This is a genomic window from Streptomyces sp. NPDC002520 (genome assembly GCF_053595235.1).
The window spans coordinates 66,761-84,283 of the sequence record NZ_JBSFXG010000039.1 but is presented as its reverse complement, the minus strand read 5'-3'; the positions used below and the strand labels follow the sequence as shown (position 1 = coordinate 84,283).

The following is a 17,523-nucleotide window of genomic DNA, read 5'->3' as shown; positions in this document are numbered from 1 at the left end:
TCTTGCATCCAGGGGCCAGTCCCACCTGCACATCACGCAACGTGACGAACAGTCAGCGTGCTTGACGAGACGCACCGCTCAAGTTCGAAGACCCGCCATGCTGGGGCACGCGCATGAGAGCGGGCCGAGGGAAACGTGGGAACGGGCTGTGGGCCGGGGCGGGGCGGACGGCGGCCGGGGTGGGGCGGGGCGGACGGCGGCCGGGGTGGGCGCTCGGATGGGGGTGCGCCGCGGCCGGGCGGGCGCTCGGAGTCGGCGGGCCAGGTGGGAAGTCGGAGATGTGGTGCCCCATCCGTCTTTTCCCGCATGCGAGTTGACGGATCCACGGCCTCTCGGGCCCGTATTCTCCTGTGGATACCACCGGTAACCACCGTTCAATTCCCCGAATATGAGCCGGGGTCAGGGGAACTTCTTGTTTCCTGTGAGGCGTGTGTGCCAGGGTGAGCCACCCATGAGAAGGGCAAAGGCCGAGATCGAACGGCATGGCCGGCCCTTCAGGTGTGTGCACCGATCAGGCGCCGCTTTCCGACAGGACGCCCTTTCGTACGCCGTCCTGCGGCTGGAAAGGAAATGGTTCCGTGCAGTCCTCCTACCCCCCACGCCCCCCGTTCCCCCCACGCCCCGGTTCGAGTCCCGGGGAGTCCGACCGTGATCTCGTCGCCCAACTGGGCGGACCCCACGCGGGCCGGCACCGTGCCGTCGCCCTGTTGCTGGGCCGGCACTGGCGGGCCACCCGTGACTACGCGGCCGTCTGCCTGGGCGCCACCGGGCCCTCGGCCCACCTGGTGTCCACCGCCGCCTTCCACGACGTGCTCGGCCGCCTGGCCGGCGGGGCGGTCGGCGGCGCCCTGCGGCCCCAACTGCTGGTGGCCGTCCGGGAGATCGTCCGCACCTGGGCCGGCGACGACGCGGCCTGCGTCGTCATGCCGGAATTGCGCAAACCCGCCGGTGGCCGCGGTCTACGCGCGACCATGCCCGGCACGCCCGAAAGGCGACAACTCGCCGAGCGCGCATTCCGGGCCCTTCCCGCCGCCTCCCAATGTCTTCTGTGGCATACCGAGGTGGAAGCCGAACCCATAAACATACCCGCTGGTCTGTCGGGGGTGGACGCGGCGACCGCGACGACCGCGCTGGAACAGGCGCGCGAACAATTCCGGACGGCCTGTGTGCGCGCCCACCGGGAACTCGCGCCCTCCCAGGAATGCCGCTTCCACAACCGTCTCCTGGACGTCCCCATGCGCCGCGGCGGCGCCCTGCTCCCCGATGTGCGCCACCATCTGGCGGACTGCGCCCACTGCCGGTACGCCGCCGAGCAGTTGAGCCGGATCGAGGGCGGTCTGGACGTCCTGCTCGCCGAGACCGTGCTCGGCTGGGGCGCCCGCCGCTATCTCGACTCCCGCCCCGGCCGCGGCGCCTCGCCGAAGGGGCCGGACGACGCCTGCCTGCCCGCACCGGAGGCGGCGCGTCCTGCGGCCACCGGCCGTCACCGGACCCTGCCCGAGGGACGGCGCCACAAGGCGATGGTTCTCGGCGTCGGCCTCGCCTCGCTCGCGCTGCTCGCCACCGTGCTCGTGACCAAGGGCTGGTCCGATGGCAGCGGTGTCCCCGACCCCGGTGCCACCTGGGGCGCCCCGGTGGGCGGCCCGGCCCGGCCCGGCGCCACCGGGACGCGGTCCTCCGCCGGCACCGGAGGGCGGTCCGGCGCCTCCCCGTCCGCCGCCTCGGCCGGCGCGTCCATCGAGGTCGCCCACGGCCGGCTGCGCAGCCTCGGCTCCGGCCGCTGTCTGGACGTGCGCGGCGGCGAGGTCACGGCGGGCGCCGCGGCACGGCTGGCCGCATGCTCGTCCGCCGCGTCCCAGCAGTGGTCGTACGGGGACGACGGCCTGCTGCGCAGCGCCGCCGATCCCGCCCTCTGCCTCGTCGCCGACCCCGGGACGAGGAACGTGGTCGTGTCCGGCTGCGTCGTGCACGCGGGAGAGGTGTCGTACGACCTCACGGTCCGGGGCGAACTGCTGCTCCGCTGGCACCAGGGCCTGGCCCTGGCCCCGGACGGCGGGCGCCCGGCGGTGGCCGCCCGCGACGGCTCGCCCGGACAGCGGTGGGCCCTGGAGCCGGGGGCGGCCGGCCCGCCGGGGAACACCGGCGGACCTCACGGGCCGGACGCCGGCGCGCGGGAACCCGCGAACGCAGGCGCCGAGTCTCCGGCCGCGGGTTCGGGCTCGCGCTCGGGCGCGGGCGCGGGGGCCCCGAATGGGAAGGGGGGTCAGGGGGACGGCTCGTCCCCGCCGGAGTACGACCTCCGGATCGCCCAGGCCGGCGCCCACCACGACCCCGACCCCGGTCCGGCCGCACCGGCGGGCGCCGGCCACACGGTGAGCGCGGTCGTCTCCTCGGTGAGGGGCGTGGTCGCGTCTCCGGTCACCGGAGCAGTGGCATCCGTGCGCACGGCGATGGTGCCGTCGCCGAACTGACGGGCGCCGGCGGCGGGGCTGGGAACGCCCCGCCGCCGGCCGCTCACAGCGCCTTCGCGCGGAGCAGCGCCGACAGCACCAGGGCGCCGGGCAGCAGCGGCAGCCAGTCGGTCAGGACCCGGTAGCCGATGACGGTCGCCGTGGCCACGGCGGGCGCGGAGCCGAACGCGACGAGTGTCCACACCAGCGCCGCGTCCACCGCGAGGCCGCCGGGCGACGGCACGGCCCCCACGGCGGTGCCCGCCGCCAGGTAGGCGAGGATCACGTGTTCCCAGGGCAGGCCCAGCCCGAGCGCCGACCCGACACAGACCAGGGCGCCTCCCTGTACCAGCGGCATCGCCGCCGCCCCGCCCCACAGGGCCAGCACTCGGGAGGGGCGTGAGTGCACCACCCGTACATCGGCGAGCGCGGTGCGCACCAGGTCCGCCAGCGGGCGCCGCAACGGCCGTACGGCGATCATCAGCACCCCGGCCACGGCGACGACGGCGCCGGCCACGACGAGGACCGGCAGCAGCGGGCGCCCGTCCGGCACCAGCTCGCCGAGCCGCCGCCAGGCCGGGGACGCCGCCAGGAACACCAGCAGCACCAGCGTCTTCGAGACGGACTTCGCCACCGAGTACAGGGCGATGGAGGCGGTGGCCCGGGCCGGCGGCACACCCTGGGTGCGCAGGAAGCGCAGTGTGACGGCGTGCGCGCCGAGCCCGCCGGGCAGCACGTGGTTGGCGGCGCCCGCGGCGACCTGTGAGGCGAGCAGCAGGCCGGATGGCAGCCGGTCGGGCACCGCGCCCTGCCGGGTACAGGAGGCGGCCACCCAGGTCAGGCAGGTGAATCCGGCCCCGGCCAGCAGCCACCAGGGGTCGGCCGCGGCCAGCCGGGCTGCCCCCTCGTACGCCATGGAACGGTTGGTCATCGCCCAGCCGGCGACCAGCAGGAGCGGGGACAGGCACAGGGCGAGGCGGACGGGACGGGACGCCAGGAGAGAGGCGCGGCGCACCGGGACCTCGGGCGCGGGACGCGGGGGCGCGGCGAGCGCCGAGAGCGAGGCGGCAGGAGGCGTCGAAGACAGGGAGGACAGGGAGGACAGGGAGGACAGGGAGGACTGGGGGGACAGGGGGGACAGGGAGGGAAGCGGGGACGGCGAGGAGAGCGGGGACACTGAGGACACGGGGACGTGGTCCTTCCGCATCGGGCCCCGCGGCGGGGACCTGGGGGAGGCGGATCGGCGAAACCGCGGAGAGCCTTCCCCTCCCGCATGACACCGGGATGTCCGGCAACCGAAGGAGCAGGGGCGGGACGGTGCCGCCGCGGGCACGGTTAGGCGCCGTTCATCCCTGACCAGGTAGCCTTCCCTAGGGGCGTACCGCGTATGCGAAGCGCCGGCAGGCCGCGTGAGCGATACGGGAGGAACCCACGGTGCACGTCCAGGAGTGGCTCGACTCGGTGCCCGCCGCCGCTGTCTACGCCGTGGTCGCGCTGGTGATCGGTCTGGAGAGCCTGGGTATCCCGCTGCCGGGTGAGATCGTCCTGGTCTCGGCGGCGCTCATGTCCTCCCAGCACTCCGGCATCAACCCGATCGTCCTCGGCGCCTGCGCGACCGCCGGTGCCGTGATCGGTGACTCCGTCGGCTACGCGATCGGCCGCAAGGGCGGACGGCCGCTGCTGACCTGGCTCGGCAAGAAACTCCCGAGACACTTCAGCGAGGCCCACGTCGCCACCGCCGAGCGGTCCTTCGAGAAGTGGGGCATGTGGGCGGTCTTCTTCGGCCGCTTCGTCGCCCTCCTGCGCATCTTCGCCGGCCCCCTCGCGGGCGTTCTCCACATGCCGTACTGGAAGTTCCTGATCGCCAACGTCCTCGGCGGCATCTGCTGGGCGGGCGGCACCACGGCCGTCATCTACTACGTGGGCGTCGTCGCCGAGGACTGGCTGAAGCGCTTCTCGTACCTGGGCCTGGTGGCCGCGGTCCTGATCGGCCTGACGTCGATGCTGGTCCTGAAGCGCCGGGCCAAGAAGGTGCAGGCCCGGCATGACGAACGAGAGGCGGAAGCTGTGATCGCCGGGGATTAGCGCTCCCTACCGGTGCACATCCTTGTGCGCCTTCGCCAACTCCGCGTACATCGTGCCGTTGAGGGTGACCCCGGCCCGTTCCTCCTCGGACAGCTCCCGCCGCACCTTCGCCGGCACTCCCGCCACCATCGACCCGGGCGGCACCACCATTCCCTGCGGCACCAGCGCCTGAGCGGCGACGAGCGACCCGGCCCCGATCACGGCACCGTTCAGCACGGTCGCCCCCATCCCGATGAGGCAGTCGTCCTCCACGGTCGCCCCGTGCACCACCGCGTTGTGCCCGATGGAGACCCGCTCACCGATGCTGACCGGGAAGCCGGGATCCGCGTGCAGCGTGACGTTGTCCTGCACGTTCGCGTCCACCCCGACCGTGATCCGCTCGACGTCCCCCCGCACCACCGCGCCGTACCAGACGCTCGCCCCCGCGCGCAGCGTGACGTCTCCGATCACCGAGGCCGTGGGCGCCACGAACGCCTCCGCGTCGACCCGGGGTTCCTTGCCGCCTATGCCCATGATCAGCGCCTTCTGCGTCATCACCGTCTCCTAGGGTCCGTAGATACGACGCACGGTACGTCAGGACTGGGGCAAAGATCACAGCAGCCCGCGTCTCCGCCGGAGGCGACCGGTGAGTAACGTGAGCCCGTGCCGAAGCGCAAGAACACGTTCTCGTCCTGGAGGCGGAGCCTCGCCCAGCGCGCCGTCCACGCGGCCTGGTCCTGGGTCCAGAACAAGGGCTCCGTCACGGCCGAGCACCCCGCGGGCTTCCGCTTCGGCGCGATGGGAGCACATACCCGGCTGGCCTTCCCGCTCGGCACGATCTTCGGCGAGCCCTGGATCCACATCGGCTCCCACTGCATCGTCGGCGAGCAGGTCACCCTCACCGCCGGGCTGATGCCGGACCTGGACCTCGGCCCCGAGCCGATCCTGCGCATCGGCGACGGAGTCGTCCTCGGCCGCGGCAGCCATGTCATCGCCGACACCGGCGTCACCATCGGCGGCGACTGCTACTTCGGGCCGTACGTCTACGTCACCTCCACCAACCACTCCTACGACGACCCGCACGAGCCCATCGGCAAGCAGTGGCCGCGGATGGAGCCGGTGGAGATCGGGCCGGGCTGCTGGATCGGCACCGGCGCGGTGATCCTGCCGGGGGCGCGGATCGGCCGGAACGTGGTCGTCGCGGCCGGTGCGGTGGTGCGGGGCACGGTCCCCGACCACGCCGTGGTGGCGGGCGCGCCCGCCCGGGTCGTCCGGCGGTGGACGCCCGACGAGGGCTGGCAGCCGCCGCTGAGGACACCGGCGCCGGTGCCCCTCCCGGACGGGATCACCCCGGAGCAGCTGCGGGCGCTGGCCGATCTCGACGAGGAGGCGGTCGAGCGGCTGGCCCGGCTGGAGGCCGACGGCTGACTCAGCCGGTCGCCAGCAGCAGCGTGCCCAGCAGGGCGAGCCCCGCGCCGGCCGCCTGGATGCCGCGCAGCCGCTCGCTGAGGAAGCCGCGCGCGGCGAGCGCGGTCACCACCGGGTAGAGCGAGGCGAGGACCGCCGCCACGGTGACCGGGCCGTGCTGGGCGGCGACCGCGTAGGTGCCGTTGGCCGCCACGTCCGCGAGGCCGACGAAGGCCAGCGCCGGCAGCGCCTTCCCGCGCAGGCCCTGTGCCGGCAGCGCGGGAGCGCCCCGCCGGACGGACGCGTACAGCGCCGCGCCGCCCACGGCGACACTCGTCACGCGCTGTGCGAACAGCGACAGGAACAGGCCGGTGACATTGGTCGAGGCCTCCGCGATGAGCGCGAAGACCGTGCCGAAGCCGAGCGCCGCGACGAGCGTGAGCAGGATCGCCTGCCGCTGCACGGGAGCGCCCCGCAGCTGGGGGCCGCCCGCCAGGACGACACCGATGACGGCGACCGCGATGCCCGCGAACTGGAGCACCCCGGGCCGCTCCCCGAGGATCAGCCCCACGCCCACGGGCACGGCCACGCCGAGCGTGCCGAGCGGGGAGACGACGCCCATGGGGCCGAGGGCGAGGGCCTTGTAGAAGGAGAACACGGCCACCGGACCGGCCACGCCCGCCGCGACCGCGAACCACAGGCGCGGGCCGGCCTCGCTCCAGGCGCCGGTGGCGACCACGATCACCCCCAGCACGGCCGCCGCGATCGCCTGCGAGACGACCACCACGGTCAGTGCGGGTGTGCGCCGTGTCAGCAGCCCGCCGCCGAAGTCGGCCAAGCCCCACAGGAAGCTGGTGATCAGGGCGAAGAGGGCTGTCACTGGTGCCTCGCAGTACAGTTTGATGAACGAACCGGTGCACCCCACCGTAGTTCGAGCAATTGAACTCTGTCATCCAGAATATTGCACTCTGACTTCACGGATATTGGACGGAACGTGTCGGACCTCGAAACCCTGACCCTGTCCCTGGCGCGCAACGTCAAGCACTGGCGCGCGGTGCGCGGCTTCACCCTGGACGTGCTCGCCGCCCGGTCCGGCGTCAGCCGCGGCATGCTCATCCAGATCGAGCAGGCCCGCACCAATCCGAGCATCGGCACCGTCGTCAAGATCGGCGACGCGCTCGGTGTCAGCGTCACCACCCTCCTCGACTACGAGCAGGGCCCGAAGGTCCGTATCGTCCCCGCCGATCGGGCGGTACGGCTGTGGCACACCGACGCCGGCAGCTACAACCGGCTCCTGGCCGGCACCGAGGCGCCCGGACCCCTGGAGATGTGGGACTGGCGGCTGATGCCGGGCGACAGCAGCCCCGCCGAACCCCACCCGGGCGGCACCGTCGAACTGCTCCACGTCACCGCGGGCGAGCTGACCCTCACCGTGGACGGGGAGGACCACCACGTCCCGGCCGGCGCGAGCGTCTCCTTCGAGGCCAACGTCCCGCACGTGTACGGCAACACCGGCGACGTACCCATGGAGATGGTGATGGCCGTCTCGGTGCCGCCCGTGCATTGAGACGCCCGCACGGCCCGCGGTCGGGTCTTGTTAGCGTGCGGACATGCGCGCACCCATCGGACACTTCGACACCGCCATCGCCGCCCCGGACTGCCTCGACGAGCTGACTGCCCCGGTCGCCGACGCCGTACGCCACTGGCAGGGCAGTGTCCCCGCAGACCGGATCGTCTACGTCGACACCGACCCGGAGTGGGCCGACACGGCCGTCTTCGTCGAGCACTACGGCCGCGAGCTGCTGGAGCAGTCGGCGAACTGCGTGGTGGTGGCGGGCAAGCGGGGTGGTGAGACCACCCTCGCGGCGTGCGTGGTGCTCTCCACCACGCGGGTCGACGTCAACGGGGTCGTGCGCCGCCAACTCGGCGCCCGCAAGGCCTCGTTCGCCGCGATGGACACCGCCACCGGCGAGACCGGCATGGAGTACGGCGGCATCACCCCGGTCGGACTGCCCGCCGACTGGCCGGTGCTGGTGGACGCGGCCGTGGTCGACCTGCCCTACGTCCTGGTCGGCAGCGGCCGCCGGCGGGGCAAGCTGCTGGTGCCGGGCAAGGCGTTCGCGGAACTGCCCGGCGCTGTGGTGCTGGAGGGGCTCGGGGTCGCCTGAGGGGACTTCGCGGGGCCTGCGAGGGGCGGGCGCACGGGGGTCAGACCGGCAGATGGTGGGCCAGTGCCAGGTGCGGATCCGCCTCGCCGGGGACGGGGGCCGGATCGGCGTGCACCAGGGCGGCCGTGAGCCGCGGTACGGCGTGCAGCAAGGCGTGTTCGGCCTCCACGGCGATCGCGTGGGCCTGGCGGACCGTCGCCTCGCCGTCCACCACGACCGCCAGCTCCGCCCGCAGCCGGTGCCCGATCCACCGCAGCCGCAGCTCACCCACCTCGCGCACACCCGGCACCGCACGCACCGCACGCTCGGCCCGGTCCACCAGCGCCGGGTCGACGGCGTCCATCACCCGCCGGAACACCTCCCGCGCCGCGTCCCGCAGCACCAGCACGATCGCCGCGGTGATCGCCAACGCGACGACGGGGTCGGCGAGTTGCCAGCCGAGGGCAGCGCCACCGGCACCCAACAGCACGGCCAGTGAGGTGAATCCGTCGGTCCGGGCGTGCAGCCCGTCCGCGACCAGCGCGGCCGAGCCGATCTCCCGGCCCACCCGGATCCGGTACCGGGCCACCCACTCGTTGCCCACGAACCCCACCATCGCGGCCACCGCCACCGCCGGCACGTGCTCGACGGGGCGCGGGGCGAGCAGCCGGTCGACGGCGGTCCAGGCCGCGAAGGCGGCGGACGCGGCAATGGTCAGGACGATCGCCAGCCCGGCCAGGTCCTCGGCGCGCCCGTAGCCGTAGGTGAACCGCCGGGTCGCCGCACGCCGGCCCAGCACGAAGGCGATGCCCAACGGTACGGCCGTCAGCGCGTCCGCCGCGTTGTGCACCGTGTCCCCGAGCAGCGCCACCGACCCGGAGACGACCACCACGGCCGCCTGCGCCAGCGCGGTCACCCCGAGCACGGCCAACGACACCCACAGCGCCCGCATGCCCCGCGCCGAGGACTCCAGGGCGGCGTCGAGCTTGTCCGCGCTCTCGTGGGAGTGGGGCGTCAGGACGTGGGCCAGGCGGTGGCGCGGGCCGGGGGAGGAGCGTGAGTGCGCGTGGGGGTGCGGATGCGGATGCGGATACGGATGGGCGTGCGGGTGCCCCGGGCCCTCACCGGAGCGGTGGGCGGGGCCGTGGGGCTGCTCGCCGCCGTGGCGATGCGGGTGCTCGTCGCCCGGGTGGTGCGTGTGCTCGTGCCCCTGGTGCCCGTGTGTGTGCCGGTCGCTCACGGGGATCCCCTTCCGGTGCGCGGGAGTGGACGCATGGTGCCCACGACGCCATTATGTGCGTATGAGCGCACGCATGCATCTGTCACCTGCGCACCATGCGCAGCGGCGCACCCCGGGCGACGAGCAGTTCGCGGTCGCCGCCGAACTCCTCGCGCTGCTCGGCGACCGCACCCGCCTCACCCTGCTGCACGCGCTGACGGCGGACGAGGCCGACGTCACCACGCTCACCCGGGCATGCGGCGCCGCCCGTCCCGCCGTCAGCCAGCATCTGGCCCGGCTCCGCCTCGCCGGTCTGGTGGGCACGCGCAAGGAGGGGCGCCGAGTGGTCTACTCGCTCGGCGACGGCCATGTGCGCCGGCTGGTCGAGGAGGTGCTGAAGGTGGCTGACCACCGGCTCGCCGAGAAGGGAGCAAGGGAGGGCGCCGAGAAGACTGCCGACGAGAGCGCCGGCGCGAACACCCCGACGGAGAGCCGGGCATGACGGTGTCCCGCCGGCGGACCGACGGGACACCAGGAAGAAGAGGAAGGCTCAGTGCGCCGGGGCGCCGGTGACCACGACTTCGCGCAGGTCAGACGTCATATTCGAATGTCAATATTCAACGGCAAATTGCGATGAAGAAGGAGAAACATCAAGGCAAGCGGGGAATTTCGATCGCCGGGCACCGGTCCATGACCATGTCGAGTCCCGCCTCCCGGGTCCGTTCGTAGGCGGCCTCGTCGACGACTCCGAGCTGGAACCACACGGCCTTGGCGCCCTTGGCCACCGCCTCGTCGGCGACCGCGCCGGCCTGCCCGCCGTTGACGAACACGTCGACCACGTCGACGTCGAAGGGGATGTCCGCGAGGGAGGCGTAACCCTGCTCGCCGTGCACCGTCTCCGCCTTGGGATGCACCGGAACGATCCGCTTGCCGAACCGCTGGAGCACCTCGGCCACGCGGTACGCGGCCCGGTTCGGGTTCGAGGACAGGCCGACCACCGCCCAGGTGTCGCCCAGCTCGGTCAGGATCCTGCGGATCGTCGCTTCGTCGCCGTACACGGCTGCCTCCTCGGGGCTGCGGGGAACTTTCGTGAGCGGCAACATCGCCCGCCGCACGCCGATTCCCGAGCAGGTCGGCGGCCCGTCCGGGACTCCGCCACGGTGTCCGGAATCGGCGCACGATGCCTGCGTACGGGCGTCCGCGCGCCTACGCTCGCCCCGTGCTGCGCATCCACGACGCCCGAACCGGTGAACCCGTCCCCGCCGCCCCCGCCCGCCGCGGTCCGACCCGCATCGAGGCCCACGCCTTTGCCCCCGACCCGACCGCCTTGCGGGTCCTGCTCACCGCAGACCTCCTCGCCCGCGCCCTGGAACTGGGCGGCACCCCCGTCTGGACGGTCCTCACGGCGCCGGAGGGGACCGCGCAACTCCGCGCCGCCGTGAAGGCCCTCGCCATCCGCCCCTTCGAGGAGGGTCGCGACCTCGCGTCGGGACCGGGCCGGACGCAGACCGTCCACGTGGTGAAGGAGGGGGAGCCGGCCCCTGACGGCGGAGTGGTGGTGACCGTGGCACCGGTGGCGTGGACCGGAGAAGAGGAACGGACCGAGGCACCCGGACTCACCGCCCTCCTGGAGGACCCCACCGCGCTGCGCCTCGCTCTCCTTTCAGTCCCCCGGAACGCACCGGCGCGGCTGGGCGCCTCCGCACTGGAAGACGCCGCACGGACGCTCGCCCACTGGCGTTCCGCGGTCGCACGCTGGGCGCGGCAGCCCTCGCGGCCGGTGCCGGACGAGGTGCGGGCGCGATTGCGGGAGGCCTGGGAGGAAGATCTGGATCTGCCCGCGGTGTTGGACGTACTGAGGGACGTCGAGAGCGCCCCGGGATCGGCCGACGGCGCCCGCTTCGAGACGTACGTGTACGCCGACCGCCTGCTCGCTCTCGATCTCGCCCGAGACCTGGGGAGCGCTGCATGACCGAGCGGGCGGGCGTGGGACCGCTGCGCAGACTGATCGTGCTGCGGCACGCGAAGTCGGCCTGGCCCGATGGCGTCGACGACCACCGGCGCCCCCTCGCGCCGCGCGGCCTGCGGGACGCGCCGGCCGCCGGCCGCGCCCTCGCCGAGGCCGACAACCTGCCCGACCTCGCGCTGTGCTCGACCGCCGTACGGGCCCGCCAGACCTGGGAGCTGGCCTCGGCCCAGTGGGGCACTCCGCCCCCGGTGCGCTACGACCGGCGGCTGTACGCGGCCCCGGTACCCGCCCTGCTGGAGGTCGTGCGCGAGACCCCGCCCGAGGTGGAGACGCTGCTGCTGGTCGGGCACAACCCGGGGCTGGAGCAGCTGGTCGTCGAGCTCGCAGGCGACGGCCTCGACGACACTCTGGAGCGCGTGCGCGTGAAGTTCCCGACCTCCGCGCTCGCCCTGCTGACCTGGCACGGCACCGGATGGCCGGCGCTCGCCGCCGGCACGGCGCTGCTGACGTCGTTCACCGTCCCGCGCGGGGCGAAGGAGTAGCCCCGGCCGGAGGCGTCGCGGCCCCGTGACCGGACGTCCTGAGCGGAATCCGCCCCGTCGGGACGTCCTCGATCACGGACTAGGCTGGCCGGATGCAGGACGAGTACCGCACAGTGGCCCGCGCGGGTGTGCACGAGACCGAGATCAACCGCTCCCGCTTCCTGTGCGCCCTCGCCCCGGCCGCCACCGAGCAGGAGGCCCAGGACTTCATCGCCTCCGTCCGCAAGGAGCACGCCGACGCCACGCACAACTGCTGGGCGTACGTCATCGGCGCCGACGCCGTCGTGCAGAAGGCCAGCGACGACGGCGAACCGGGCGGCACCGCCGGCGTGCCCATGCTCCAGATGCTCCTGCGCCGCGACATGCGGTACGTCGTCGCCGTCGTCACCCGCTACTACGGCGGCGTCAAGCTCGGCGCGGGCGGCCTGATCCGGGCCTACGGCGGCTCCGTCGGCGAGGCCCTGGACGCGCTCGGCACGATCACCCGGCGCCGTTTCCGGCTCGCCACCGTCACGGTCGACCACCAGCGCGCGGGCAAGGTCCAGAACGACCTGCGCTCCACCGGCCGCGAGGTCCGGGACGTCCGCTACGGGGAGGTCGTGGAGATCGAGATCGGCCTGCCGGACGCCGACGTGGACACCTTCCGCGCGTGGCTGGCCGACGCGACGGCGGGCACGGCGGGGTTCGAACTGGGCGGGGAGGCCTACGGGGACGCGTGACATGCGCCCCATGTCTCCGTGGATGCCGGTGGATATTTGTGGTGAAACCGGCACAGCGGGTGCGCGCGTGGAGGGGTGTGACGGGCTGATACGGAAGTAACCGTCCGTGATGTCAGACCCGGCCGTTAGTCTCGGAGATCATGAGACTCCTGCACACGTCCGACTGGCACCTCGGCCGGGCGTTCCACCGCGTGGACATGCTCGGTGCCCAGGCCGATTTCATCGGTCACCTGGTCACGACCGTGCGTGAGCGCGACGTCGACGCGGTCGTCGTGTCGGGAGACGTGTACGACCGTGCGGTGCCCCCGCTCGCCGCGGTCGAGCTGTTCGACGACGCCCTGCACCGGCTCGCGGAGGCGGGCGTGCCCACGGTGATGATCTCCGGCAACCACGACTCCTCCCGTCGCCTCGGCGTCGGCGCCGGGCTCATCGACCGCGCCGGCATCCACCTGCGCACCGCGCCCGCCGCCGTCGGCACCCCGGTCGTGCTCGCCGACGCCCACGGGGACGTCGCCTTCTACGGGCTGCCGTACCTGGAACCCGCGCTGGTCAAGGACGAGTTCGCGGTGGAGAAGGCCGGTCACGAGGCGGTGCTCGCCGCCGCCATGGACCGCGTCCGCGCCGACCTCGCCACGCGCGCGCCGGGCACCCGTTCCGTCGTCCTCGCCCACGCCTTCGTCACCGGCGGCCGGGCCAGCGACAGCGAGCGCGACATCACCGTGGGCGGAGTGGCCGCCGTACCGGCCGGCGTCTTCGACGGCGTCGACTACGCGGCGCTCGGACACCTGCACGGCTGCCAGACCCTCACCGAGCGCGTCCGCTACTCCGGTTCACCGCTCGCGTACTCCTTCTCCGAGGCCGACCACGTCAAGAGCGTGTGGCTCGTCGACCTGGACGCCGACGGCACGGTCGCCGCCGAGCGCCTCCCCTGCCCGGTGCCCCGCCCGCTGGCCCGCATCCGGGGCACCCTGGACGACCTGCTCGCCGACCCGGAGCTGACCCGCCACGAGGACGCCTGGGTCGAGGCCACCCTCACCGACGCCGTCCGCCCGGCCGACCCCATGGCCCGCCTCACCGAGCGCTTCCCGCACACCCTCAGCCTGGTCTTCGCCCCCGAACGGGCCCCGGACGACCCCGAGGTGTCGTACGCCCGCCGGCTCGCGGGCCGCGCCGACCAGCAGGTCGCCCAGGACTTCGTCGCCCATGTGCGCGGTGCCGGACCCGACGAGCAGGAGGCGGCCGTGCTCCGCGAGGCCTTCGACACCGTGCGCGCCGCCGACGCCGCCCGGGAGGTGGCCCGGTGAGGCTGCACCGGCTCGACATCACCGCCTTCGGGCCCTTCGGTGGCTCCCAGAGCGTCGACTTCGACGCCCTGTCCAGCGCCGGACTCTTCCTGCTGCACGGCCCCACCGGCGCCGGCAAGACCTCCGTCCTGGACGCTGTCAGCTACGCCCTGTACGGGTCCGTGCCCGGCGCCCGGCAGAGCGGCCAGGGCACCGGCCTGCGCAGCGACCACGCCGCACCCGGCGTCCGCACCGAGGTCCGCCTCGAACTCACCGTCGCCGGGCGCCGGCTGGAGATCACCCGGCAGCCCCCGTGGGAGCGCCCCAAGAAGCGCGGCACCGGCACCACCCTCGACAAGGCGCAGACCTGGCTGCGCGCGTACGACGCCCCGGCCGGCGTCTGGAAGGACCTCAGCCGCTCCCACCAGGAGATCGGCGAGGAGATCACCCAGCTGCTCGGCATGAGCCGCGAGCAGTTCTGCCAGGTCGTCCTGCTGCCCCAGGGCGACTTCGCGCGCTTCCTGCGCGCCGACGCCGAGGCCCGCGGACGGCTGCTGGGCCGCCTCTTCGACACCCAGCGCTTCGCCGACGTCGAGAAGCGGCTCGCCGAACGCCGCCGCGCCACCGAGGCCCGGGTGCGCGAGGGCGACGCCGCGCTGCTCGCCGACGCGCACCGGATGCAGCAGGCCGCGGGCGACGCCATGGAACTGCCCGAGCTGACCCCCGGCGAGCCCGGCCTCGCCGAAGCGGTCCTCGGCGCCGCCGCCGTCGCCCGCAGCACCGCCCGCGAACGCCTCACCGTGGCCCACTGCACGCTCACCGCCGCCGAGTCCGCCCAGGTCCGTGCCCGGCGCGAACTGGCCGACGTAACCGAACTCGCCCGGCTGCAGAGCCGGTTCGCCGAGGCCCGGCAGCGCGCCGAACGCCTCCGGGAACGGGCAGGCGCCCACCATGAGGCGCAGCAGCGCATGGAGCGTTCCCGCAAGGCGGAGAACGTGGCGCCCGCGCTCGACCTGCGTCAGGACGCGGAGTCGGCGCACCGGCGGGCCGCGGCGGCCGAGGCACGCGCGCGAGGGATGCTGCCCGACTCCTACGCCGGCGCCGGTGCCGCGGGCCTCGCGGCCGCCGCCCGCCGTGCCGCGGAGGAACTGGGCGGCCTGGAGTCGGCCCGGCGCGCCGAGCAGCGGCTCACCGAACTCGTCGAGGAGCGGGGCGGTCTGGACCGGCAGGAGCGCGCCGACGACGACGTCCTGCGCGAGGCGGACGCCTGGCTCGCCGACTGGGACACCACGCGCGCGGCCCTGCAGTCCCGCGTCGAGACCGCCCAGGAGGCGGCGACACGCGTCGAACAGCTCGCCGTCCAGCGCGACCCCGCACGGCGCCGGCTCGCCGCGGCGCGGACCCGGGACGAGCTGGCCGCCGACCTGGAGCAGGCACAGCGCAGCGCGCTCGCCTCCGAACAGGGCGCCCTGGACGCCCGCTCCCACTGGCTGGACCTCAAGGAACAGCGGCTGAGCGGCATCGCCGCCGAACTCGCCAGCCACCTCACCGACGGCGAGCCCTGCGCCGTCTGCGGGGCCACCGAACACCCCGCACCGGCCCGCAAGGTCGCCGGCCACGTCGACCGCGAGGCCGAGGAAGCCGCCCTCGCCGCCCACCAGCGGGCCGACGAGCGGCGCACCGAGGACGGGCGGCGCCTCGGCCTCGTCCGCGAGGCGCTTGCCGCCGCCACCGCCGAGGCCGGTGACACCCCCACCGCCCGGCTGGCCGCCGAGGCCGACGCGCTGGAACAGGAGCACGCGCGCGCCCGCCGCGACGCCTCCGCCCTGCACGCCGCACACGAGGAACTGCGACAGGCCGAACGCGAACGCGAGCAGCGCCTGGCGGACCGCCAGCAGGCCGCCGTCCGGGCCGCCTCCCGGCTCACCCGGCGCGACACCCTGGAACGCGAACAGGCCACCCTGGAAGAGGAGTTGGCGCAGGCGCGCGGCGCCGCCGAGAGCGTGGCCGCCCGCGCCGCACAGCTGGAACGGCAGGCGGCCCTGCTCACCGGCGCCGCCGACGCGGTACGCGCCGCCGAGGACGCCGCCCAGCACCTCAAGGACGCCGACGCCCGCCTCGCCGACGCCGCCTACCGCGCGGGCTTCGACACCCCGCAGGCCGCCGCCGACGCCCTGCTGGCCGCCGCCGCCCACCGCGAACTGCAACACCGCCTGGACGCCTGGCAGTCCGAGGAGGCCGCCGTACGCGCCGTGCTGGCCGAGGCCGACACCGAGGCCGCCGCGAAGCGGTCCCCCGCCGACATTGCTGCGGCGGAGCGGACCGCGGCCGCGGCGGAACGGCGGCTGCGCGAGGCCGTCTCGGCCCGCGACCTGGCCGGCCGCCGCTGCACCGAGCTGGACCGCCTCTCCACCCGGGCCACGGCCGGCGCACGCACGCTCGCGCCGCTGCGCGAGGAGTACGACCGGGTGGCCCGCCTGGCCGCCCTCACCGCGGGCACCTCCGCCGACAACGAACGCAAGATGCGCCTGGAGTCGTACGTGCTGGCGGCCCGCCTGGAACAGGTCGCCGCCGCCGCGACGGTCCGCCTCCAGCGGATGTCGGCGGGCCGCTACACCCTCGTCCACTCCGACGACCGCAGCGGACGCGGCCGCAGCGGGCTCGGTCTGCACGTCGTGGACGCCTGGACCGGCCGGGAACGCGACACCGCCACCCTGTCCGGCGGCGAGACCTTCTTCGCCTCCCTCGCCCTCGCCCTCGGGCTTGCCGACGTCGTCACCGACGAGGCCGGTGGCGTCCGCCTGGACACCCTCTTCATCGACGAGGGCTTCGGCAGCCTCGACGACCAGACCCTCGACGAGGTCCTCGACGTCCTCGACTCGCTGCGCGAACGCGACCGCAGCGTCGGCATCGTCAGCCACGTCGCCGACCTGCGCCGCCGCATCCACGCCCAACTCGAGGTGATCAAGGGCCGATCGGGGTCCTCACTCAGACAGCGGGGCCTGTGACGAGTCGGCGGCCCAGCGGACGCCGGGGCAGGGGCGAGGAGTACACCACGCTCGTGGTCACCGAATCCAGCGCGCCGATCCGGCCGCGACGCGACGCCGACCCTCTGACCGCACCCGTCGAGGGCGAGCGCGGTTGCTGACCGCGCGGCCCCGGCCGCCGTGTAGGTTCGCCCCCATGGTGCGATACGCGGATCCAGGTGCAGGTGCAGGTGTACTGGAGTGGGTGGAGTCGGGCGGTGGCCCGCTGATAGCGGTTCCGGAGACGGTGCTGCCGTTCTGGGCGGGGGCAGACAGCGAGGACCTGGACACCGACTACGACCGCGCCTGCGAGGTCGACGGCTATGTCGGCCTGCTGCCGGTCGGTGACAGCGCGGCCCTGGTCCTCGGCGACGAGCCCGCCGCCACCACCTACCTGGCGGACCAGAGCACCTTCGTACGGTGGTCCGCCGCGAACTCGGAGGGCGAACTGCTCGCCGGCGTCCGCGCCGCGCTCGGCACCGCGGCCTGGGGGACGGAGCTGCGCTGGCACGTGCCCGGCCCGGTCGTGCTCTTCGACTCGGCCTGGCCGGGCACGGGCGCCGACCGCACGGAACACCTCCGTGTACCGCTGGAGGCGGGCACCTACGCGGTGCGGGCCGCCTACGCCCAGCCGGAGCCGGAGACCTGGGTCGGTCTCGTGCGGCTCCGGCGGATCGCGTCCTGAGCCCGGACGACG

General features: G+C 74.1%; 17 protein-coding genes. 12 read left to right on the top strand and 5 right to left on the bottom strand.

The window, feature by feature from the left end; all coding sequences use genetic code 11:
* Positions 1–578: 578 nt before the first annotated feature.
* Complete coding sequence (locus ACWD5D_RS36715) at positions 579–2,471, top strand: RICIN domain-containing protein (RefSeq protein WP_451377133.1); 1,893 nt, start codon at positions 579–581, stop codon at positions 2,469–2,471.
* A 43-nt stretch (positions 2,472–2,514) separates the two neighbouring features.
* Here ACWD5D_RS36715 and ACWD5D_RS36710 read toward each other — a convergent pair whose 3' ends face one another.
* Positions 2,515–3,555: a lysylphosphatidylglycerol synthase transmembrane domain-containing protein gene (locus ACWD5D_RS36710; protein WP_451377135.1), complete on the bottom strand. Its 1,041-nt coding sequence runs from the start codon at positions 3,553–3,555 to the stop codon at positions 2,515–2,517.
* Between the two features lie 329 nt (positions 3,556–3,884).
* Here ACWD5D_RS36710 and ACWD5D_RS36705 point away from each other — a divergent pair, with 329 nt between their 5' ends.
* On the top strand, positions 3,885–4,535 hold the full coding sequence (locus ACWD5D_RS36705; protein WP_451377132.1) for a DedA family protein: 651 nt from the start codon (positions 3,885–3,887) through the stop codon (positions 4,533–4,535).
* 6 nt (positions 4,536–4,541) lie between these two features.
* Here the strand turns inward: ACWD5D_RS36705 and ACWD5D_RS36700 are convergent, their stop codons facing one another.
* On the bottom strand, positions 4,542–5,069 hold the full coding sequence (locus ACWD5D_RS36700; protein WP_451377131.1) for a gamma carbonic anhydrase family protein: 528 nt from the start codon (positions 5,067–5,069) through the stop codon (positions 4,542–4,544).
* A 108-nt stretch (positions 5,070–5,177) separates the two neighbouring features.
* Here ACWD5D_RS36700 and ACWD5D_RS36695 point away from each other — a divergent pair, with 108 nt between their 5' ends.
* Positions 5,178–5,942 carry an acyltransferase gene (locus tag ACWD5D_RS36695; RefSeq protein WP_451377130.1) on the top strand — a complete coding sequence of 255 codons (765 nt, stop codon included), beginning with the start codon at positions 5,178–5,180 and terminating at the stop codon, positions 5,940–5,942.
* Position 5,943: 1 nt separating this feature from the next.
* On the opposite strand, the gene ACWD5D_RS36690 is transcribed toward ACWD5D_RS36695, so the two are convergent.
* Positions 5,944–6,801, bottom strand: coding sequence for an EamA family transporter (locus ACWD5D_RS36690; protein WP_451377129.1), 858 nt, complete (start codon positions 6,799–6,801; stop codon positions 5,944–5,946).
* Between the two features lie 114 nt (positions 6,802–6,915).
* On the opposite strand from ACWD5D_RS36690, the gene ACWD5D_RS36685 reads away from it, so the two are divergent.
* Together ACWD5D_RS36685 and ACWD5D_RS36680 are read left to right on the top strand one after the other, a co-directional pair.
* On the top strand, positions 6,916–7,488 hold the full coding sequence (locus tag ACWD5D_RS36685) for a helix-turn-helix domain-containing protein (RefSeq protein WP_451377128.1): 573 nt from the start codon (positions 6,916–6,918) through the stop codon (positions 7,486–7,488).
* Positions 7,489–7,531: 43 nt separating this feature from the next.
* Complete coding sequence (locus ACWD5D_RS36680) at positions 7,532–8,089, top strand: YbaK/EbsC family protein (protein WP_451377127.1); 558 nt, start codon at positions 7,532–7,534, stop codon at positions 8,087–8,089.
* Between the two features lie 40 nt (positions 8,090–8,129).
* Here the strand turns inward: ACWD5D_RS36680 and ACWD5D_RS36675 are convergent, their stop codons facing one another.
* Positions 8,130–9,308, bottom strand: coding sequence for a cation diffusion facilitator family transporter (locus tag ACWD5D_RS36675; protein ID WP_451377126.1), 1,179 nt, complete (start codon positions 9,306–9,308; stop codon positions 8,130–8,132).
* A 61-nt stretch (positions 9,309–9,369) separates the two neighbouring features.
* Between ACWD5D_RS36675 and ACWD5D_RS36670 the strand changes: the two genes are divergently transcribed.
* Positions 9,370–9,789: an ArsR/SmtB family transcription factor gene (locus ACWD5D_RS36670; protein WP_451377125.1), complete on the top strand. Its 420-nt coding sequence runs from the start codon at positions 9,370–9,372 to the stop codon at positions 9,787–9,789.
* A 148-nt stretch (positions 9,790–9,937) separates the two neighbouring features.
* On the opposite strand, the gene ACWD5D_RS36665 is transcribed toward ACWD5D_RS36670, so the two are convergent.
* Positions 9,938–10,345, bottom strand: coding sequence for a CoA-binding protein (locus ACWD5D_RS36665; protein WP_451377124.1), 408 nt, complete (start codon positions 10,343–10,345; stop codon positions 9,938–9,940).
* A 122-nt stretch (positions 10,346–10,467) separates the two neighbouring features.
* Between ACWD5D_RS36665 and ACWD5D_RS36660 the strand changes: the two genes are divergently transcribed.
* The 6 genes from ACWD5D_RS36660 to ACWD5D_RS36635 all read left to right on the top strand — a co-directional run bounded on the left by ACWD5D_RS36660 (position 10,468) and on the right by ACWD5D_RS36635 (position 17,511).
* The gene (locus ACWD5D_RS36660; protein ID WP_451377123.1) at positions 10,468–11,259 is read left to right on the top strand and encodes a hypothetical protein; all 792 of its coding nucleotides are present in this window, start codon (positions 10,468–10,470) and stop codon (positions 11,257–11,259) included.
* Complete coding sequence (locus ACWD5D_RS36655) at positions 11,256–11,798, top strand: SixA phosphatase family protein (protein WP_451377122.1); 543 nt, start codon at positions 11,256–11,258, stop codon at positions 11,796–11,798. The genes ACWD5D_RS36660 and ACWD5D_RS36655 overlap by 4 nt, the downstream gene beginning before the upstream one ends.
* Before the next feature lie 92 nt (positions 11,799–11,890).
* Complete coding sequence (locus ACWD5D_RS36650) at positions 11,891–12,517, top strand: YigZ family protein (protein WP_451377121.1); 627 nt, start codon at positions 11,891–11,893, stop codon at positions 12,515–12,517.
* A gap of 140 nt (positions 12,518–12,657) precedes the next feature.
* A complete protein-coding gene (locus ACWD5D_RS36645) occupies positions 12,658–13,821 on the top strand; it encodes an exonuclease SbcCD subunit D (RefSeq protein WP_451377120.1) in 1,164 nt (387 codons plus the stop codon).
* Positions 13,818–16,808, top strand: a complete 2,991-nt coding sequence (locus ACWD5D_RS36640; protein ID WP_451377119.1) for an AAA family ATPase — start codon at positions 13,818–13,820, stop codon at positions 16,806–16,808. Before ACWD5D_RS36645 ends, ACWD5D_RS36640 begins: the two co-directional genes overlap by 4 nt.
* A 175-nt stretch (positions 16,809–16,983) precedes the next feature.
* Positions 16,984–17,511: an immunity 21 family protein gene (locus tag ACWD5D_RS36635; RefSeq protein WP_451377118.1), complete on the top strand. Its 528-nt coding sequence runs from the start codon at positions 16,984–16,986 to the stop codon at positions 17,509–17,511.
* Positions 17,512–17,523: the final 12 nt, after the last annotated feature.